This is a genomic window from Actinomyces vulturis (genome assembly GCF_001687305.1).
In the GTDB taxonomy this organism is placed as follows: domain Bacteria; phylum Actinomycetota; class Actinomycetes; order Actinomycetales; family Actinomycetaceae; genus Actinomyces; species Actinomyces vulturis.
In genome coordinates this window covers 605,150-626,447 of the sequence record NZ_KV700385.1, presented here as the reverse complement: position 1 = coordinate 626,447, position 21,298 = coordinate 605,150, and the positions used below count along the sequence as shown (strand labels likewise).

14 protein-coding genes are annotated in these 21,298 nt (G+C 53.1%); 8 read left to right on the top strand and 6 right to left on the bottom strand.

What is annotated here, in order from left to right; translation table 11 throughout:
- Nucleotides 1–8 precede the first annotated feature (8 nt).
- Genes A9753_RS02565 through A9753_RS02555 form a run of 3 tightly spaced genes read right to left on the bottom strand, consistent with a single transcriptional unit; the run spans nucleotide 9 to nucleotide 6,618 of the window.
- Entirely contained in the window at nucleotides 9–3,875 is a 3,867-nt protein-coding gene (locus A9753_RS02565) for a murein biosynthesis integral membrane protein MurJ (RefSeq protein ID WP_067779709.1), read from the bottom strand.
- Complete coding sequence (locus A9753_RS02560; RefSeq protein WP_141673272.1) at nucleotides 3,872–6,112, bottom strand: DUF6049 family protein; 2,241 nt, start codon at nucleotides 6,110–6,112, stop codon at nucleotides 3,872–3,874. Before A9753_RS02560 ends, A9753_RS02565 begins: the two co-directional genes overlap by 4 nt.
- Nucleotides 6,109–6,618 (bottom strand): NUDIX hydrolase, encoded by a 510-nt coding sequence (locus A9753_RS02555; protein WP_067779703.1) that lies wholly within the window; start codon nucleotides 6,616–6,618, stop codon nucleotides 6,109–6,111. Before A9753_RS02555 ends, A9753_RS02560 begins: the two co-directional genes overlap by 4 nt.
- Before the next feature lie 178 nt (nucleotides 6,619–6,796).
- Here A9753_RS02555 and A9753_RS02550 point away from each other — a divergent pair, with 178 nt between their 5' ends.
- The 6 genes from A9753_RS02550 to rplI all read left to right on the top strand — a co-directional run bounded on the left by A9753_RS02550 (nucleotide 6,797) and on the right by rplI (nucleotide 12,497).
- Nucleotides 6,797–8,239 carry a CCA tRNA nucleotidyltransferase gene (locus tag A9753_RS02550; protein WP_067779700.1) on the top strand — a complete coding sequence of 481 codons (1,443 nt, stop codon included), beginning with the start codon at nucleotides 6,797–6,799 and terminating at the stop codon, nucleotides 8,237–8,239.
- Nucleotides 8,240–8,412: 173 nt separating this feature from the next.
- Entirely contained in the window at nucleotides 8,413–10,644 is a 2,232-nt protein-coding gene (locus tag A9753_RS02545) for a transglycosylase domain-containing protein (RefSeq protein ID WP_425394240.1), read from the top strand.
- A 192-nt stretch (nucleotides 10,645–10,836) separates the two neighbouring features.
- Nucleotides 10,837–11,124 carry a 30S ribosomal protein S6 gene (rpsF, locus tag A9753_RS02540; protein ID WP_067779694.1) on the top strand — a complete coding sequence of 96 codons (288 nt, stop codon included), beginning with the start codon at nucleotides 10,837–10,839 and terminating at the stop codon, nucleotides 11,122–11,124.
- Between the two features lie 22 nt (nucleotides 11,125–11,146).
- Nucleotides 11,147–11,716 carry a single-stranded DNA-binding protein gene (locus tag A9753_RS02535; RefSeq protein WP_067779692.1) on the top strand — a complete coding sequence of 190 codons (570 nt, stop codon included), beginning with the start codon at nucleotides 11,147–11,149 and terminating at the stop codon, nucleotides 11,714–11,716.
- 72 nt (nucleotides 11,717–11,788) lie between these two features.
- Entirely contained in the window at nucleotides 11,789–12,025 is a 237-nt protein-coding gene (gene rpsR, locus A9753_RS02530) for a 30S ribosomal protein S18 (RefSeq protein WP_067779689.1), read from the top strand.
- A gap of 16 nt (nucleotides 12,026–12,041) precedes the next feature.
- A complete protein-coding gene (rplI, locus tag A9753_RS02525; RefSeq protein ID WP_067779681.1) occupies nucleotides 12,042–12,497 on the top strand; it encodes a 50S ribosomal protein L9 in 456 nt (151 codons plus the stop codon).
- 115 nt (nucleotides 12,498–12,612) lie between these two features.
- Here the strand turns inward: rplI and A9753_RS02520 are convergent, their stop codons facing one another.
- Entirely contained in the window at nucleotides 12,613–14,067 is a 1,455-nt protein-coding gene (locus A9753_RS02520) for an MATE family efflux transporter (protein ID WP_245637333.1), read from the bottom strand.
- 427 nt (nucleotides 14,068–14,494) lie between these two features.
- On the opposite strand from A9753_RS02520, the gene dnaB reads away from it, so the two are divergent.
- Nucleotides 14,495–15,874: a replicative DNA helicase gene (gene dnaB, locus A9753_RS02515; protein WP_067779674.1), complete on the top strand. Its 1,380-nt coding sequence runs from the start codon at nucleotides 14,495–14,497 to the stop codon at nucleotides 15,872–15,874.
- Between the two features lie 256 nt (nucleotides 15,875–16,130).
- Here the strand turns inward: dnaB and A9753_RS02510 are convergent, their stop codons facing one another.
- Together A9753_RS02510 and A9753_RS02505 are read right to left on the bottom strand one after the other, a co-directional pair.
- Nucleotides 16,131–18,764, bottom strand: a complete 2,634-nt coding sequence (locus A9753_RS02510) for a polysaccharide lyase 8 family protein (RefSeq protein ID WP_067779671.1) — start codon at nucleotides 18,762–18,764, stop codon at nucleotides 16,131–16,133.
- A gap of 355 nt (nucleotides 18,765–19,119) precedes the next feature.
- A complete protein-coding gene (locus A9753_RS02505; protein WP_067780337.1) occupies nucleotides 19,120–19,908 on the bottom strand; it encodes a formate/nitrite transporter family protein in 789 nt (262 codons plus the stop codon).
- A gap of 531 nt (nucleotides 19,909–20,439) precedes the next feature.
- Here A9753_RS02505 and A9753_RS02500 point away from each other — a divergent pair.
- Nucleotides 20,440–21,243, top strand: coding sequence for a hydroxymethylpyrimidine/phosphomethylpyrimidine kinase (locus tag A9753_RS02500; RefSeq protein WP_067779668.1), 804 nt, complete (start codon nucleotides 20,440–20,442; stop codon nucleotides 21,241–21,243).
- The last annotated feature ends 55 nt before the right edge of the window (nucleotides 21,244–21,298 follow it).

Genomic DNA, 21,298 nt, shown 5'->3' with positions numbered 1-21,298 from the left:
AAAAACTATTAGTGCAGCGTGACAGTGGTCATGGTGACCTTATACAGGTCATCGGCCGATGTCGGAAGATCCGTCACCCAAATCACCACAGACTGAGTGGTGGTGGGAGTAAAAGTGAAAGTTGTTGTTCCAGGGGTAAATGGACCTTCCGCCAAAAGTGTTCCACCCTCAGGGTCATTAGCAGTGGTAGCACGAATTTGTACGTTACCCCCTGAGCCTGTACCGGTCATTTCGATACTGGATACTTCATGGGGTTCGGTCAGATTTAATGCCAGACCAATACCCCCTTTATAGGCAAGGGAAGGGGCGGCGTAATAGCGTGAGTACCATTGTGTGGACTGGTCACCGTCCGCGACAAGATGAGCCAATTCAGGATGTTCACCATTATTGCCGTAGGGGTCAAGGCTGGTGACTTCAGCGATGCTGATTGGAGTAGAAGACTGTTCAGGTTTGGGTGCAGGACCTGAATTATCGGCAGGTTCCTGAGTTGTAGCTACAACTGTGGGCACAGTGTGGGCTGCGGGAATGTCATCGTTTGTGACGCGAACGCCAGCCAACTCCAACAGATTTGAGACAGCAAAGAACACGCCAACCAGAACGGCAATCAGCAGACCAACAAGAATAGCTGTGGTGGTATGAGAAATACGGCGAGAGATTGCATCTTCATCACCTGAGGCCACAGGCTCATCCTCGACATCACTTGTATGTGATTCACTGACAGAGACAGTTTCGGCGGAAGAATAGTGTTCAACCTCAGGATTACCTGAAGGTGGAGGTGGCGGGGGAGGAACCTCACCGCGATGACGACTTGTGTTATCAAGCGATGAGTTAATGTCATCATCACCTACCGCAAGAACAGACCCAGGTACTGAGGTCACCCTAGCAGTAGAATCGCTCAACTCATCGGAGTGGGGATGATTTGCGGATACAGCTATTGATGGGTCAGTGTCTGATATGGAGGAGTTGGAGTCCCATAATGCGTGAGCACCAACTGCAGTCCCAGGTGACGGTACTACGGGACTGGGAGAGGACTGCGAAGCAAAATCATCGAATAAACCGAGTGAAGAATCGTCGGCGGTAGGTGCGGAGTTGACCTGAGTACGAGGACTGAGAACAGGCCATGGTGCTAAGCGACGAGCAACCTGACCCGCGCTTCGTGCAGGCTGGTGAGAGAAAGCCTCGATACACAGTTGATCAATGTCATCAGGAACCGCAGAATTAATTACTGACGGGGGTACGGGTACACCATCCCGCAAGGGAGCGCTAGGAACGCCAGGACGTTTGCCAGGCCAACGTCCAGTAACCCCGTAGTAGAGCAATCGAATAAGAGCTTCAGCATCCACACGGTCATCACTCAGAGGATCTCTGTCATGAGCAGGACGATCCAGTAGTGCAGCACCAAGACCGACACCGGCAACATGGACTTTACCCTGATCATCAACACGAATTGATTCGGGAGTAAGCATCAGATGGTGAACGCCGCGTCGAGAAGCATGTTCTAAAGCCTCGGCACTTTCTCCAATGATGGAACGAACCTCGTCAATGCTTAGACCCTGATGAACCAGAGACTCAAAGGTGTGACCTTGGAATTTTTCACACACAATGAAGGGATGTTCACCTTCACGCTGAACATCAACAATGCGAACTAAACGTGGATCATCACACAGGCTGGTCCGTGCAGCTGCGTTGAGCACTTCTTCAGGATTATTGGTGGCATCAGTCAAGATCACCATTGTTACATCACGATCAAGGATCGTGTCGTGGGCATCATGGCGAACCAGAGTAGGGATCGTGGTAGGCATGGCCTGACCTAACACATAACGACTCTGAGAAGCAGACAGTGATGAACTCATTGTGCTCCTCTCCAGATGCGCAATTGTATTGCTCCTCATCGTACCGGTCACGGAGGAAGAGGGGGAGGAAAGCGGATGGCTAGAGAGGGAATGATGCTGCGAATGAGCACGCTCGACTCCATCAGTCATCGCATCAATATCAGCCATCGTTCCTGCACCAGCAGCAGGAGCAAAAGCGGCAGGTTCTGCGCCAGCAGCACTGGCCGAAGGATCAGATAAGCCAGCAGGTAGTGGGGTCCATGTATCGTCGTCATAATCATCCTCATCGTCATGTGATGAGGTCACGCGAGCAATATGAGGACCGCCCACCCACAGGGCAAAGCGTTCTATTGCACGTGCAGGACCGGTAGGAAGAAGTGATGCAATTTTGTGCAAAATTCCCACTATCGGGCGAACGAACACACCCAGTTCAGGAACTTTGAGTAATCGTGAAGCAATGAGATAGGTCGCTGTCATCGCCACAGCAACAACCATGACCGTCATGACAGCATGAGAGAAGCGCTCAGAACGGGTCAACTCATTGGCAGGACCTAATGCCCATTTCAACGCCACACCCGTGATGACTGCCGGAATAGCGCAAGCAATCAAACGCAGATACGCCCCAAAGACTCGAGGGCCATCCACATCAGGTAGATGACGGCGTAATAAGAACATGATGATGACTGCGCCAGTAATTTGTGAAAGCAAACTACCCACAGCAGCCCACATCATCCAGTGGTTTGCTGGCGCCAACAGGTAAGCCAATCCGCAAACCACCACTGGAACAATACCCACCGGAACATCCGCCCATAGCAGGTTTTTTGTGTCCTCATAAGCTAACATCACACGCTGAGATGTTGACCAGATACCTTGAGGAACAATCGCAATAGCCATTACCGTGAGCATTAATGCTGAGGCATGGGCTTCCTCCCAGGTTAGTGAGGGGACGAAAACCTGTAGTGCAGGTTCAGCAAGCACACCAATACCTGCGGCGAAGAGCACGGTAAAGACCGCAATAGAGCGTAAACCGAGCGAGAGAGAATCACGTACTCCCTCGGCGTCGTTTGCAGCTGCACTTTCGGACATGCGAGTAAACAGCGCCACGATAATTGAAGTGGTCACTAATGACTGCGGCAGCATGTAAATCATCTGCGCGTTAGTGAACATGATGGTTGAGGGGACTACCACGCCCGCATATTGTGGCAACTCTGAAGCAGTCAGTGCTGCAGCACCTAAGTTATAGGTAGCTAGTGAACCGAATTCGGCAGCAAACAAGCCCAATAACGCCCACATGGCAACCTTGGATACTTTGCCCAAACCAGTGCCACGAACACCCCACACTAGTTTTGGTTTAAAGCCAGTGCGACGCAGAGGAATGTAAAGGACAAGAGCCTGGGCGGCAATACCTAGAGTCGACGTAGCGCCCAAAAGAGCAATACGACCAGCAGTCCATTCATCAGGAGACTGCGTGGTGGTGTAAGCACCGTAGAGGTGGAGGTAGACCAGCAGGGAAGCAATCGAAATAACGTTATTTAAAACAGGTGACCACATGTATGGCCCAAAGGATGAGCGCGCATTAAGGACTTGGCCCCATAAGGCATACAAGCCATAGAAGAAAATCTGCGGTAAACACCAAAGAGCAAAGATGATCGCTAGAGGCCGCCACGCATCGAGTTGTGAGGCATAAATCGTAATGACTAGAGGTGCGCCAACAGTAAGTACGACGGTGGCGCCAAAAAGAATTGTTCCGGCCGCAGTGAGCAGACGGTTCACGAACTCGTCGCCGTTGTCATGACGAAGAGCCCGAACAATCTGCGGTACTAAAATGGCATTCAAAATGCCGGCAGCCAGTAGGTTGTAAAGCATCTGTGGAGCGTTGTGGGCCGTGGTCCACGCATCGGCAGCGCCCGAACCTGTTGCGCCTAAGGCGGCAACGAGCAGAGCGTTACGGATCAATCCCAGGACACGAGAAACTAACGTGCCACCGAACATGATTGATGACGAACGCGCCAGGGTAGGAGTACGACTGGACGATCGGCTCATGAGTGACCCTCACCTGTAGGATTCCTGCGCCCACGGCGCACTGTACGAATAATGCCCCCAACGAGAATGACTGCAAGAATGCCACCAATAATGGCTGTTCCCACGTTCTCCCAGTCAGCGCGGATCCTCATATGAACGACCGCTGGGGTACTGACTGGAATTCCTGCTTGTGACATGAGGTCAACGCGGACATCAACATCACCACTACCCACCGCAACAACCGGAATCATTGCTGTGGCCTCACTGTGAGCAGGAACAGTGACCGTTACAACGTTGCGCACTTCCAAGCGCGTAGAGGACGGGGTTAGACGCACATTAACTGTGGCATCTTGATCTAAGGAATTAATGATGCGAACAGGAATGTGCGCTTCAGAGTTAATCAGGTTAATTGTCGATGATGGGGCAGCCTCAATGGATTGACTCAATGTGTGAACAAAGTCTTCACAAATATGTAAAGTTGCTGCCCGCAGATCAGGATTTGTTCGCCACGTAGAGGCTACCGTTGAACTCACCACAGATTGCGCTGGCCCTAACAAGGCATCGGGCTGCGCGACCACACTGGTCACTTCGATTGCAGTCGAGTGAATCTTACGAGCCTCAACGATTTCTTCGGTTGAGACTTCATTAGGCAATATCACCTGATCAGGCAGCACTGCCCTCTCAATCTCAGGAGCAGGATCAGCAAGCAGTGTGGAGAGACGAACGGGCTTAGTCCATGACGAAGTTAACGCATCAATGCGCGTGCGAATTTGTTCAACCTTCAATGTGGAGGCAGCTTGACGCTCAAGGACCACCACCATGGAACGTGGATCATAGGGACGCTGACGCGTAATAATCGCACTATGGGCTCGCAATAATTGGCGAGAATCGAGATCGGATTCCTCAGGAGAATTTCCCATCCAGCCAAGATCCGCGGTGAGATCACTATCAGGAAGCAAAATGGTTCGACCCTGCTCGTGTGTCACCTCAGTGGGCGTATATGTCAAGGACTCAGTGACGTCAAAAGCATGAGGATCAGCGATAACTAAACGAGTAACGTCAGGAAGCGCATCGAGCGTGGACTGATCCAATGCTCCTGCAGGCCAGGCTACATCCTGGCGAGAAGCTGTAAGTGAAGCAAGAGAAGAGGTTCGAGTCGTAGCGTCATCAATGAGGGAACGCTCACCACGATGAGCTAAAGCACTCAAATCAGGATCATCCCACGGCAGTGCAATGACGTCATGATCCTCAAGGGCTTTGAGTAATTTAGAGCGTAGTGCTGACGCTTGGCTGGGATCTGGAGTTGCCACTGTAGCCGATGAGGGTTGCGGTGAGGCAGAGACATCCGTCGTAGGCTGAGTAGATGAGGATGGCCAATCAGAAGGCTGGGCTGGAGCGAGGGATGCGGCGTCGGAAGGAGAAGATGAAGGAGTGGAGGCAGACTGAGGTGGTTGGGCATCAGTGACATCAGGTAACACGCCCAAAACAGACAGGAGCGCCGGATCAATCGCTAAAACAACACCGTTACCAGCGAGAGTCAGTAATCCTGAAACACGTTCCTCCATTGCCAAGCGTTCATCGGCTGTGGGGCCATTAACATGCTGAATAGCAGCCAATTCCAGGGGAGTCGGAATTACTGGAATAACCACGGTAATTCCAGTGGCATCCACCTGGGATTCGGGGGCAAACATAAGGACTGTGCCATCGGCCATCTCAATGCCGTCAGAAGATTCAATTGTCAGCGCTAAACCACGAGGTCCCCAGGCCTCACCGCGAACATCAGGAATGTGATCTTTGGGAATTATCACGTGCACATCAGACGATGAATGGCCAGGAACATCATTAATCGGCACGCGAAGAATCTCTGCCTCACCCGGCAACTGAGCTGAAGGATCTGTAGCAGGAGTTGTCACCCACGGATCAAGGAATTGATTAGTTACTGGAGTGGACTGCTGTAACCACACCACCGCCTCAATGGAGGATAAAGGCTCGTCATGAGGATTGACGATCGTGGCTTTGAGAGTCACATCAGTCGATGAAGAAACCACTTCAGGGCTTAACTGATCGATATGAACAACAGGACCATCAGGTACTGGCGTAGCAGGAGCGGAAGGAGAAGCGGTAACAGTTTCCTGCACTGTAGGCGCAGACGAGGCATCACCAGAATGAGTCGGTAGAGCAGCACATGATGTAAGAACAGCACACTCAATACCGGCGATAAGGCTTATTAGAAGCCTGAGACCCCGGCGCGACTTCATCCGTTGCCCACCAAAATATCGCGGGCAGCAGCAACAATGCGGCGCTCATTGGGATAAGCCAGACGACGAGCTACATCATCAAGATGGACCCACGCAACCTGTTCAGCTTCGTGATCAGGATCGTTCAGGGTGGTCAATTCACCACCCATAGCCTCCAACAAGAAGTGGTGAACTACTTTATGAACACGATGATCGTCACCAGCAAACCAGTAATCAATCGTTGCTAAATGGCGAAGCACCTGACCGTAAATACCGGTCTCTTCCGCAATTTCACGAACGGCCGCTTGCTCGGGAGTCTCTGCTCCTTCAAGGTGGCCTTTTGGTAAGCACCATTCCAAACGTCCACCACGATTACGCCGTGCAATCACTGCAGTGAAAGCTCGACCATCTTGCACATCAATGACCAAGCCGCCGGCACTCGTCTCATCCACCACAGGCAAACTGCGCGCACTTAAACGCCGCGCGGCAGCAGCCAAGCGGGGCGTGCGAGGGTGAGGAGCGGACATAGTGCCAACTCTATGTGGAATCAGGCCCTAGGTATGTCATTGGCGCACCTGAGGTATGCCACACGTTCACCTTTCGGATGGTTGATATAAAGAAATAACAGTGCAAGTGGTATTAGTCGGTTACTAAGAACGGCAGTGTTTGTCCCGTCGTGGTTCTACGTATGGCACTCTTAGAGTGATGACTTCAAGCCTTACCTCCACCGCCCGTTCAGCACTGGCCCAACTTCCTCAGAGCGTTCTCGACCTGGGGCGTTTATTTACTGACGCCGGAGAAGAAATCGCTCTTGTTGGTGGTCCTGTTCGTGATGCTTTTCTTGGAATGCCCCCTCACGACATGGATCTCACCACGTCCGCACACCCCGAAACCACGGAGAAACTCCTGGCAGAGTGGGCTGACACCACTTGGGATGTGGGCAAGGATTTTGGCACCATTGCGGCCCGCCGTGGAGATGTGATTGTCGAAATTACTACTTACCGCACCGAAGAATATGAAGTAGGTAGTCGCAAACCTGCTGTCACCTACGGCACCAGCCTTGAAGGTGACCTTACTCGACGTGACTTTACTGTTAACGCGATGGCGTTACGTTTGCCTGGCCTTGAACTGGTGGACCCGCACGGGGGACTGGTTGATCTCGACGCTGGAATTCTTCGTACTCCTGTAGGGGCGCAACAGTCTTTTGATGATGATCCTTTGCGCATTATGCGTGCGGCACGATTTAGTGCTCAACTGGGATTTGATGTGGACTTTGACGTGATGAAAGCTATGGAAGACATGGCTTCACGCTTGGAGATCGTTTCTCCTGAGCGTATTCGCGCCGAACTCGAACGTCTGTTGTGTTCGCGCTGGCCTCGCCGTGGCCTTGAACTTATGGTGCACACCGGCGTATGCGACATTGTTCTTCCTGAACTTGCCGCTTTGCGGGAAACTGTTGATGAACATAAACGTCACAAGGATGTTTACGAACACACGCTGACTGTTCTTGATCAGGCAATGGATCTGGAGACCGGTCCTGATGGTGCTGTTCCTGCCCCAGACTTACAGTTGCGCTTGGCTGCAATCCTTCACGACATTGGCAAGCCAGCCACCCGCTGTTTCGGTCCTGGCGGAACCGTCACTTTCCATGGTCATGATCATGTAGGTGCCCGTATGAGCGCTAAGCGACTCAAGGCTCTGCGTTTTGACAAGCAGACAGTTAAAAATGTTTCGCGTCTGGTTGAACTGCATTTGCGCTTCCACGGCTATGCTGACGCCGGGTGGTCCGATTCTGCAGTACGTCGTTACGTCACAGACGCAGGCCCCCTTCTTGAACGTTTGCACCGCTTGACTCGTGCAGATGTCACTACCCGTAACCGTCGTAAAGCAGCCATGCTCGCTCATGCGTATGACGATCTTGAAGATCGTATTGCTCAATTACGTGAACAAGAAGAACTTGCTGCCATCCGTCCTGATCTCAATGGTCAGGAAATAATGGAGGAACTTGCCCTTAAACCCGGCCCTGAGGTGGGGCAGGCATACCAGTTCCTCCTAAATCTGCGTATGGAACGCGGACCAATAGGACCGGAATTAGCACGTGAGGCACTTCATTCGTGGTGGGCCGCTACGCATCGGGATAATTCCTAAGCAGTTCTTAACCAATGGTGCATCTATTGTGATTTAGTCCCTAGATGTTGTGGATATGGCGTGCACAATCCACTGTTCATTGTTAGCGTGCTGGGATTCATCGGGGTCACCAGCCATACTTAAAGCAGAACAGTTGGGCACACCTCGGTGACCACCAGGAAGGCTTTAGATAAGTGGCACGATCAGGAAAAAGTTCCTCATCCGCACGCTCGCGGTCAAAAAAAACATCGCGCTCAGCGACAAAGCGCCGCTGGGTGAACTATCCGCGCGCAGGGAAAGGCCCTATTCGACGTTGGATTCCGAGTTGGCGCTTTGTGCTGGGGACAATGCTTGCTGGCATCGCCATGGTGGTTGGAATGGTGGCTGTGGCATATGCCTTGGTTGATGTTCCTAAGCCCAATGAATTTGCTCAGGCTCAGACTTCCACCGTTTATTACGCTGATGGCACCACAGCCATGGGGGAGTTTGCTGAAGTTGACCGCACCATCATTGACCCTACGACACTGCCTGACTACGTCGGCAATGCAGTAGTCGCCAGTGAAGACCGGAGTTTTTACACTAATAGCGGTGTAGATCCTAAGGGCATCATTCGAGCCTTATGGAATAACCTCAAAGGTGGGGCTACTCAAGGAGCTTCAACCCTAACCCAGCAGTATGTGAAGAACTACTATGTGGATACCACTGGTTCCTACGCAGGTAAGTTTGAACAGGCCATTATTGCTCTCAAAATAGACCGTGAACAGTCCAAAGAAACTATTCTGGGTAACTACCTCAATACCATTTATTTTGGTCGTGGCGCCTACGGTATTGAAGCTGCTTCACAGGCCTATTTTGGCCACCCCGCATCGCAGTTGACCATTGCTGAATCAGCACTCCTGGCTGGCATCATTCCTGCGCCTAGTGCCTGGGATCCTGCTATTGATGAAGAGCAAGCCAAGATTCGATTCGAACGCGTGCTCGATTACATGGCACAAGACGGATATATCACTGCGCAGCAGCGTCAAGAAGCAACCTTCCCAGAAACCATTGCACCAGCGAGTAACGAGATTTACTCCGGCCCTCAAGGCTTTCTTCTTCAGATGGTGAGAGATGAACTCCGGGATCACGGTATGACTGACCGGCAGATTGATACCGGCGGTTACCATATCGTCACCACTATCAATAAAGACGATCAGAATGCGATCGTTACTACGGCTACGAACCTTCCTGGGGATCATGATCCAAACCTTCATGTGGCCATGGTCAGTATTGATCCTACGACTGGTGGAATTCTTGCTCTTTATGGCGGTGAGGACTACCTGACCAATCAGGTCAACACCGTTACTAACGCGGTAGCCCAGGCAGGTTCCACCTATAAGCCATTTGCTTTGATTGCTGCCTTGGAAAATGGTGCAACTTTGTCTAATGGGTATATGGGCACATCGCCCATGCAGATTGACGGGACAGAATTCGAAAACTTCGGAGATGTGTCCTATGGGTGGGTATCTATGGTTGAAGCCACCGCAAACTCGATTAACACCCCTTACCTTCAATTAAACCGTGATGTGGGTCCTTCAAAAACTAACTCAGTAGCATTACGTGCCGGCTATCCCGAAGACACTCTGGGGATGAACACCTATGTGCAGAATGTGCTTGGCTCAGCCTCCCCGCATACTCTGGATATTGCTAGGGCCTATGCCACTATTGCCAGCGGTGGTACCCGTCATGACACGCATATTGTGGCTCAGGTGACCGATTCTCAGAACACTGTCATCTATTCCCCTAATGTTGCCGGAGAAAAGGTCTTTGACGATGGTGTAATGGCTGATACCACTTATGCGCTCACTCAGGTGGTTCAACGAGGGTCCGGTGATACAGCACAGCGTCTTGGTCGCCCTATTGCAGCGAAGACTGGTTCGAGTTCCGATAACAAGTCCGCACAGTTCGTGGGCTTTACTCCGCAGATTGTCACAGCGGTGACGCTCTACCAATCAGGCCCCAATGGTGAAGAAGAATCCATTACCCCATTCGACGGATACGAGCAGATCACCGGGTCCACTGTTCCTGCTGATTTATTCACTAACTACATGGAAGTAGCGCTCCAAAATCTTCCTATTGAAGAATTTCCGGCTCGTACCCCTGGTTCATATACTCCTGGCCATCTCAACGGTAAAGACCTTGCCCAGCCACCTGCTCGGGTTGTTGAATCACAAGAACCTGTTGAAACTGCAACACCGGAATCTACTCAGGCCCCGACACCTGTTGCCAGCCAGGCTCCCGCTGAACCTGAACCCGTTGAGACAGAACCTGCTCTTGAAGAAAAGAGCCCTGGGGATGGCACTGGTTCCGGTGAGGGGAGTGGAGATGACACAGAAGATGGTGCTAATCAACCACCTCCTGAGGATTCTCATACTCAAGGAAACTAACGGATTTGCTTTGGTGGGCAAACACACTCCCAGCAAAGCAAGTTCGCCCTTGGGAGATTGCCTTTCCTAAGGTAATCTTGGACTTTGGTGTGACGTGACATGCAACCGGCATTGATCGTCAGCCATCACGCATCACCCTCCTGTCACGGAAAGACCGTGACCGCTTAAGTCCAAAGGAGGTGGGTTACAAGCATGCGTCATTACGAGATCATGATCATTCTCGACCCCGAGACTGACGAGCGTACGGTTGCTCCGTCGCTTGAGAAGTTGCTGCAGGTTGTCCCCAACAACGGTGGAACCGTTGACAAGGTGGATATCTGGGGTAAGCGTCGTCTCGCCTACGACATTAAGAAGAAGTCTGAGGGTTTCTACGTGGTTGTTGACATGACCACCACGCCTGAAATTGCTCAGGAACTGGATCGTCAGCTCGGCCTGAACGAATCCGTTCTGCGCACCAAGTTGCTTCGCCCTGAGGCCTGAGTAGAGCGTTAAGGAGAACATCATGGCCGGAGACACGATAATTACTGTTGTGGGAAACCTGACCGCAGATCCGGAGCTTCGCTTCACTGCGTCTGGTGCGGCCGTGGCATCCTTCACCGTCGCCTCAACCCCACGGACCTTTGACCGTCAAGCCGGTGAGTGGAAGGACGGGGACACTCTGTTCATGCGCTGCTCACTGTGGCGTGATGCTGCAGAGAATGTGGCTGAATCACTTACCAAAGGTACACGTGTCATCGTCCAGGGTCGTCTCGTTCAACGTTCATACACCACACGCGAAGGTGAAAACCGTACCGTTGTGGAAATGCAGGTAGACGAAGTCGGCCCCTCCCTTCGTTACGCTAAAGCACAAGTGACCCGCACTCCCCGTGCAGGTCAGGGTGGCGGTTTCCAGGGAGGCCCTGGTGGCAACTTTGGTGGCGGTTTCCAGGGAGGCCCCGTAGGCGGACAGGGCGGCTATTCATCTCAAGGTGGCGGATACTCTGGCTTTGACGCCCCCAGTGGCGGCCAGGCAGGAGATCCGTGGGCATCAGGCCCAGGCTCAACAGGTTTTAACGACGAGCCTCCATTCTGATCAATCATTGATTGATCCACCCCTCATTCATTTTCTTTCGAGCGCACAGCGCTCAGACCAAGGAGTACCACCATGGCGAAGCCTCAACTTCGCAAGCCCAAGAAAAAGGTCGGCCCTGTCAAGGCGATCAAGGTTGGCACCATCGATTACAAGGACACTGCAACCCTGCGTAAGTTCATTTCAGACCGCGGCAAGATCCGCGCTCGTCGCGTGACTGGCGTGTCCGTGCAGGAACAGCGCAAGATCGCGAAGGCCGTGAAGAACGCCCGCGAAATGGCTCTCCTGCCCTACTCGAGCTCTGCTCGCTGATTGGAGGATTACGCTCATGACTTCTAAGCTCATCCTCACCCACGACGTGACCAACCTCGGTCATGCCGGAGACGTTGTTGAGGTTAAGGACGGTTACGCCCGTAACTACCTCATTCCCCGCAAACTCGCTACCCCTTGGTCTAAGGGTGCACAGCGTCAGCTTGACCAGATGGCAGAAGCTCGTCGCAAGCAGGCTATTTCTAGCCTGGAAGATGCACAGACCGCTCGTGAGTGGCTGGCCAGCAACGTCCTGACCATCACCGCAAAGGCTGGCGATTCCGGTCGTCTCTTCGGCGCTATCACCACCGCTGAACTCGTCGAGGCCATCAAGGCTGCTGGCGGCCCCACCGTGGACCGCCGCAAGATCGAGGTTCTTCGCCCCATGAAGTCCCTCGGCCGTCACAGCGCTAGCGTTCGTTTGCACGCTGACGTGGTTGCACCTCTCGAGGTCAACGTGGTTGCTGCTCGCTGATTATTAGCGACGCGTTATCGTTTATAGGTGGGTGCCGGCTGGATTTTCCAGCCGGCACCCACCTGCTTTTAATTAGCCTTGCGCATCACACTGCCGCTGCTCATCACGCGTCGTATTAGCGCCATGCGTCAGCACGGACCCGAAGGCCGGTTGTTAGAGCTCGCATTCCCATGAACACTCCGGCAAAGGCCAACCACAATAGCCCCAATGACATGGCTGGAGTTGATGCAGGATGAAGGCCAATCCAAATAGCGATAGGGAGATAAGGAATCAGTGTGATGACGCCAGCGATCGCCAAATAGTGACCGTCTCCAGCGCCAATGAGAAGCCCGTCGAAGAGGAAAACAATTCCCGCTAGAGGCATGAGGACAGCGATGATGAGAAGACTGACACTAGCAACATGCGCTACATCGTTGTTCGGAGTAAAGACTCGGGGAAGCAAACTGCTAAAGAGTGCCAGGATTAACCCGAGTGCGATGCCAGCGCCCAAGCCCCACATAACGAAGCGACGAAGCAGCGCATCGATGTTCGGTGGCTGTGAATGAGGAGTAGTTGGCTGATGGGGGTCAAATGAGGGGAAGCTAGTGTCTTCCTCTGTGACAAGTTGAGCCGCAGCAGATCTGCTTGACTGGCCGTTGAGGACATCATTTTCGGATAACTTAGCCTCGTGAGCATCTTTTTTCCCTAAATGCGTGCCAATGAGTGCTTGGGCGGCAATGGCTAAGGCATCGAGGGCAAAGGCGGTGAAACCCCAAATTGAGTTAACCACTTGATGGGCAGCAAGTGCTGTGGCACCCAGCGCCGTGGCCGCCCAGACGGTAGTCATCATTGCGATACGCAAACTTACTGTGCGTATCAATAGAGGCGTACCAGCAACAATGGCGTTGCCTAGGCCGGAGCGGTGCGGGTGGATACTTACCTCGTGATGATGTGCCCCGTTTGCCACGAGTCCGCAGAGCACCACTGCCATCAGCGTTTGGGTGAGAGCAGTGCCGTAACCTGAACCAGCGACTCCTAAGTGCAGGCCATAAATGAGGAATGCATTGAGTCCGGCATTAACGCCTGCTCCAATGGTGGCCACGATGAAAGGACTGCGCGTATCTAGAAGGCCTCGAAGAGTTCCTGTGGCAGCTAAGACTGTGAGCATGCCCGGCAATCCTGGGGCACTGGCTTGAAGATAGGCCACCGCATTGGTGGCCACGTCCGTGGTGGCTCCCAGTGCATGAACTAACCAGTTAGCGCTTAGCCACGCTCCCGTTGCTAAAACGACGCCGAGACTTAAGGCTAACCAGATGCCGTCAATTCCAGCGCGTAGTGCCTCTCGTGTTCTACCGGCTCCTGCGAGTCGCGCGGTCGTGGCGGTGGTGGCATAGGCCAGAAAGACGCAGAGGCCCACAATGGTAGTGAGAATCGTGGAGGCTAAAGAAAGGCCAGCCAATTCCGTGCGGCCTAGGTGTCCGACCATGGCGGAGTCGATGATGACAAACAAGGGTTCTGCGATTAATGCCCCTAAAGCGGGGATAGCCAGGGAGAGTATCTGTTTGTTTAGGCTCGGCTCCACAGTATTCACGATCCTATTGTGGCGAACTGTGGAGTTGAGTGAAAGATTTGTTCTCAGGGTAGGACGTCAAGTGTTTTCGAATATAGGTGAGTAGCACTCTCCGAATAAACCCTCAAGTGATGCATGAGGTTTATCCCCAAGATAATCCACTTATCCACATATTTTGGTGTAATTTTTGTCCCCATTGATGAAAACCTAAAAATAGCGTTATCTCAATGAAAAATAGTGGTATCGAGTGGTGAGAGAACGAGTTTTCCACAACAAATCCGCTGGTTTACACACAGGTATAGGCCACATATCCACTGCGTACGCGCTTCTATCCACAGGAGTTCAGATTCTAGTGCTTGCGCAGAACGTCGATGCCACGTAGTCTCACGCGGGCAGGGCCCATGCCATGACCTCCATGGCATCTGAGGCATGACGAGGAAGACCCACCATGGACCAAGATCAGTTGCCATACAACGGAGTTTTTGATCGCACTCCACCTCAAGATAATGAGGCAGAAATGAGTGCCTTGGGTGGCATGCTTTTGAGTAAAGATGCTGTGGCTGACGTTATTAATGAGATCCGCGGAGCAGATTTCTACCGGCCAGCCCATGAAATGATTTTCGATGCCATCGTGGATCTCTATGGCCGTGGTGATCCTGCCGATCCCATTCTCTTGGCAGATGAGTTATCTAAGCGCGGTGAACTCGAACGCGTCGGCGGGGCACCTTATCTTGCTTCTCTCATGGCATCTGTTCCCACCGCCGCGAACGCTGCCTATTACGCACGCATCGTTCGTGAGAAAGCTATCCTCCGTCGCATGGTCGATGCTGGAACACGTGTGACCCAGCTTGGATATACCACTGACGCTTCTGATGTTGATGAATTGGTCAATCAGGCTCAGGCGGAAGTTTACGCGGTCGCTGAAAAACGAAACCAAGAAGATTACGTCCGCATCGGTGAACTTCTTGATGAAGCAAACCTTGAAATTGAAAGTGCCCAGAGCCAGCAAGATGGCGATATGCGCGGTGTACCCACCGGCTTCATCGAACTCGATGAACTGACCCGCGGCCTCCATGGCGGTCAGATGATCATCGTGGCTGCCCGTCCTGCGATGGGAAAATCTACTCTCGCCTTGGATTTCTGCCGTTCAGCGTCGGTACATCACGGTATTACCAGTTGCTACTTCTCTCTTGAAATGGGACGTATGGAACTGATGATGCGCATGCTTAGTGCTGAAAGTGGCGTGGATCTAAACAAACTCCGTGGTCAGGAAATGAGCGACCGCGATTGGCAAGACCTTGCCAAGCATTATGGCCCTGTTTCAGAAGCACCGCTGTTTGTGGATGATTCTCCTAACCTCACTATGCCCGAGATTCGCGCTAAGTGTCGCCGCCTGAAGCAGCAGTACAATCTTGGGCTTATCGTTATCGACTACTTGCAGTTGATGAGTAGTGGTAAACGTGTGGAATCCCGTCAGCAAGAAGTCTCCGAGTTCTCTCGTGCTCTTAAACTTCTGGCTAAAGAACTCGATATTCCGGTTATTGCTGTGGCTCAGCTCAACCGTGGCCCTGAGCAGCGTACTGGTAATAAGCCGCAGATGAGCGATCTACGTGAATCTGGCTCACTCGAGCAGGATGCTGACGTCATCATGCTGCTTCACCGTCCCTCCTACTACAACACTGAAGAACGCCCCGGTGAAGCAGATATCATCGTGGCCAAGCATCGTAACGGTGAGACAAAAACGATTCCTGTAGCCTTCCAAGGCCATCTTTCACGCTTTGCCAATATGGCCCGTGACGTGACTGCGCCTGCAGATCCCTTCCAGTAATAGTTGGCCATCTTCTTGATGCGAATTCGTAGTTACGAGAATTTAATGATGACAAAACTCATCTACACAACTCATTGACGGATCGGTTGTGCGGATTGATCTGTGTAGGTAGGTAGTTCTCTGCGAGGAACCTCGATGCCCACCATCCACATGCCATGGTCACGCTGATATATGTAGACGTGCTGTTCGCTGTACCTCCGATATATGGGGCACAACGAACAGCACGTCTGTGTAGGCAGTAGTTTGAGAATTGGGATCAGTTGAGCTTGCGTGAAGCGGTCAGTGCCACGCCACCGGCCACGGCAGCAACAGCGGCAACAGCAAGAAGACCGTTGGCGCCAGTGGAAGCTAGATCCTTATTTGCCTTGGGTGCAACAGTGGCTGCAACTGTAGCTTCAGCGGTGGGGTGTGCGCTGGGAGCTGCTGAAGGAGTGGCAGACGGTGCTACAGGGGCAGGGGCCGCGCTTTCACTGGGGGCTGGGGTGGGGTCAGCAGGATCCACGGGGGTCTGGCCAACGGGCTTGACGGTGAACAGGACGGAACTGCCCAGCAGACCTGAGGTGCTGACTTGGAAGGAAGTCTCATTATCGGTGGTGGATGCCAAGACATTTTCGGCTCCACGCACAATCTCCCACATACCAGGCATGGTGACGGTGACACTGTCAGCGCCCTGAGTAGGATCAGCAACAGTGAGGTCGATGGTGCCTTCGTCCACAAGTGCCTCAGCGAGAAGAACCGTGGGCTGATTGAAGCGCAAATCGGCGTAGGTGCCTGGCTTCCATACATTCCAAGAAGTTCCGCCCTGACGCAAGGAAATGACTTGAGCATCGGCAGAGTTTTCACGAACAACTGCTTCAGGAGCGTCACCCTTGAGGGAATCGGCATAAGCCTTGGTGGCCTCTAGGTCAGCACCAGGAAGGAGAACCCAAGCGGCTCGGGTGGACTCTGCGCTGTGCAGGGCATGCATGGTGGCCCAGGTGCGGGTCAGTTCCACATCGTTGCCAGGGAAGGAACGGGTATTGAGATCGGCCCACTTACCGGTGCGGGGAGCAACGGAAGCCTCCAAGATGACATCCGTGAGGAAGACGTAGCCGCCCACACCCTCAAGGTGTGCCCAGGAGGGGTTGGTCAGAGTCTGTAGATCGGTGATTGCATTACCATCAACAAGTAAAGAAGCGCTGGAGTTTTCACCGAGGTTACGAGCCTCAACCACGGTGTAGGCGTGGTCAGCAGTGGTGCGAACGTCAGTAACTGCCTCAACGAGAACACTAGGGCTGGCCATCCAGGCACGCCGTGCGCTCAGACCATTACTGTCAGGGCCAACAAGGTGCATGCCTGCGGTGGAAGTGACATCGGAAGTCACGCCACCGGTCCACTCGTTGTTGGGAGTGTCTTCACCCCAAGCCACGCCCACCTTAGGCTGGAGCTCGTTGGTGTCAACGGTGGTACCCACGGGGGCGCTGTAATTGAGGGTAGGCCAGAAAGCATCCTCGAACTGCCCCATGTTTTCAGGAAGGTAGAGGTAGCGCATACCCGAACCAGTACGTGACCCCCATTCGTTCTCACCGTTGCCGTACTCGTACCAACTGATGCGGTTAGAACACATAGAGATTGCAGCGGTCCACCCATTGCCACGGTGAACAAGGCGGTCCATGGATGCGAACATCCGTGGCTCGTGAATGCCTTCTGATGGTGTTTCGTTGGCGACAGTTGTGATAAGGGCGCGTTGAACGATGTTCTTGGTGTTAGTGAAATCGTTGTAGGTATTACGTGAAATCCAGCCGGAAATCAGTGAGCGCCAACGCTGAGCGGTTTCCTCAGAAGCGGCGTTGGCCAGACGGAGCATGGCCAACATGATGGAGGTGCCGTGGAAAGAACCGGATTCGGTGAGGCGAGAAACGGAACGTCCACGGACGGCGTCGAGAACCTGGCCATCGACCATGACGGGGACGAAAGAGTTATCAACAGCATCGAAGACCTTCTGTTTCTTGTCTTCGGCAATGTCATAGGGAGAGCCTGCGACGAGTTCGAACAATAGTGACCATCCGTTGAGGAGTACATCGCCGTAGGCGCCGGTGTAAGGCACATGGTGATGCTGGATGTAAGAGCCATCACGGTAAAAACCGTCGGAGGTCTCCACAAATGCCCAGGTGTCATCAAGACCAGCAAGGGCTTGAGCAAGGCGAGGGGCATCGTCGGTGGCAATGGCGGAGCAGATCACGGCACGGCACAGATCCAGGCGGTTAGCGCCGGTAGAGGGAATAGTTTCTGCGCCAGGTTTACGTCCCTGTTGGGTTGGGTCAGAGACAAAGTGATCGATAGCAGCCTTGGCTGCAGTGAGAACCTCTTCAGGAAGTTCGTCATGCAGGACACACATGAGGTCACCTACAGCGCGGGAAGCGCCGCTTTCCCAATCCCACCAGTTGCCATATTCGGGCTGATTGGGGTTGTAGCGTAGACGAAGCAAGTCAGCTAACGCATTGATAGAATCGGTGAGAACGTCCTTGTTCTGGTAGTAGCGAGAGCCTGGCATAGCCCAGCATACGGCCAGAGAAAGTGCGGCACGGGAGGTCTTTGTTAGGGCAGGGGACTTCTCTTCGCTCAAGTTAGAACTGGCTAGGACAGTGGTGCGGTTATCGTCACGGACAATATCAGCCAGGATCTTCTGGGCAGCATTGTCCAGAGATTGAATTGAATCTGCGTAGGCACCTGGATTGTCCTTGACGAAGTTACGGCCAGAAATAATGTCAACCCACTTGTTTCGCAGAGTGGCAAAATCGTTGGCTGCGCCTTCATCGGCTACTGCAACACTGCCGAAAGCTGATGCGAATGCAGCGGCAAGAGCGGCGGTAGATGAGGCAGCTAAGAATGTGCGTCGAGACAGGTTCACGTGTGGTCTCCTCTGAGCTGTCTAGTCAGGAATGAGGGGGGCGTCCTGACAAGAGTGTCGGAAGGCGTCGTCGGTGACGCCATAGTGTGAGTTTTTCATGCAAGTAGTGCTCGATCAACGTCGTTTCCGCTCGAAATCAATCAAATTCACGCAATCTTAAAAGAAGTGATCAAAAAAGTCCTCCTTCGCTCAACTATTTGAGCGAAGGAGGACTTTGGTCCTGATGTCTAGCGGTGGTTGCTCACCGCTTTCGAATCGTTGGTGATAAAAATGAGAGGTTACTTAACTAATCGCTCATGTTCGAGCAAGTGACCTTTGTTTATTCTCAAGGAATCACGTGCTGGTGCGTAGGGCTTTATGGCTTGGTGTGTTCTTCAGTTCGTGCAGCGAGCATGTATGCCCCACCCACAAAGATCGCACCGCCAACAATGTTGCCACATAGCACAGTAAGCAAATTCCTGCCAGCTTCAGCAAAAGTCCCGCCATCGACTCCGTGCATAATCCCTAAAGAGAACGTCGTCATATTGGCAACTACGTGTTCGAAACCGCTGCCAACAAATGCAGACATGCACCAAGCCATAAGAATGATTTTGGCAACTTCATTGCTGCATCGAGTCACACACCACATAGCTAAGCAAACCAAGATATTGCACAAAATACCGCGGAAAAAAAGTTCAGTGGTTGTGTGATGAACTTTTCCGGCTACAGTCATTGCCAGTGCCTGAGCAACGGGGCCGTCGCCATGCATAATTCCACTTCCGCGAACCAAACCGGCAATCACAATAGATCCGGCTAGGTTGCCTGCCAGCATGTAACCAAAAGTTACCAATGCGCGTGAGGGTGAAATGCGGTGTCGGCGTACGCCGATAGGCAAAATCATCATTGCGCTGGTCGCCAACTCGCCACCTGCAAAGACGACGAGAATGAGGCCAATACCGAATACTCCGCCACCGATGAGGTTGTACCAGGGGCTGCCAGCCACCTTGAGTGGGCCACCACCAGTCATCATGAAAATATCGGCCAGGCCGATGAATGCGCCAGCTAGCATGGCGGCAATGAAATAATTGAAGGGCCTTGAGGCGCCATGAACTTTATGCTCGGCAGCGGCGTCTTGGGCGGCAAGGTTTTCAGTTAAGGTAAGCACCCCCATATGGTGCCATACGTGCCCCTTACTGACGCGGGGACCTCTGGATGGATCTCAAGTGGAGAGTTACGTCTAAGGTTGCAGTAATGGCGTAGGCGTGGCTCTGTGTAGGGGTTGTGTGACACTCCTCCTGTTTCGCGGCGCAGGTTCTCCCTTGCTAAAAAGTTTGCCTACTGTCCTGCGTATGTCGATTTTTCTCAGGATGACGCCGTCTTGTCACTGTCGTACTCATTGTCCCTATTTGATGACCCTGCTATACGGCACAAGGCACTGAGTAGCATCTGTATGCATGTCACTATGCCGCCTGGTTGGCCGCTTTACCTTGGAAGTAGGTATTGCCTAACGGCAGGTGAGGTGATTCTGGGGGTGTGAATGCGGTCTTGGGGGTGGTGGATGCGGAAAGCGGTGAGGTGTGTTTTATCTGGCGAAACCAAGGCGTTTTGAGTGGAATGAGACGATCGAGAATTAGAGTGTAATAGCACACTGTTTGGCTGTGTGGGGTGATAGTGGTGTCGGTCTATACTCCGTGTCATGACCCACATCGCATTGGCCATCGCCGGTTCTGAAGCATCCGGCGGCGCAGGCGCACAGACAGATATTAAAACCTTCCATGAACTCGGTGTTTTCGGCTGCACGGCGCTCACCTGCATCGTGTCATTCGATCCCAACAATGATTGGGGCCACCGCTTCGTCCCAGTGGATCCACAAGTCATTGCCGACCAGATTGAGGCAGCAGTCGCCGTTCACGGCAAGATTGACGCCGTCAAAATCGGCATGCTCGGCACACCCACCACCATCGACGTGGTTGCCGATGCTCTCAAGCGCTACAACTTCCCCCAGGTGGTCGTTGACCCCGTCCTCATCTGCAAGGGCCAGGAACCCGGCGCCGCACTCGACGTGGACAACGCACTGCGTGAAAAGGTCCTTCCCCTGGGAACCGTGGCCACCCCCAATCTCTTCGAAACCCAAATTCTTGCTGGCGTGGATGAAATCACCAGCGTCGACCAACTCAAGGATGCCGCCAAGAAGATCCACGACCAGGGTGTGGGCGTGGTGGTTGCCAAAGCAGGCACCCTGCTCAACACCGGCACTGCGCTTGACGTGTACTACGACGGCTCCACCCTTGAGGTGCTTGAAGTTGAAGCAGTGGGCACCGAACGGGTTTCCGGTGCAGGATGCACGCTGGCCGCCGCTATCACCGCTGGCCTGGCCAAGGGCCTGAGGCCCTTGGACGCCACCGTCCAGGCCAAGGAACTCGTGCGTCACGCCATCATTGGCCGTATGCACGGAGGAGCCCCCTTCGACTGTGTCTACCAGGGTGGCTTCACCGTCTGATTCCTTCAGGTTTTACAGCATTCCGACGCGGTCCTGCTCATTGATCTCATGGCGC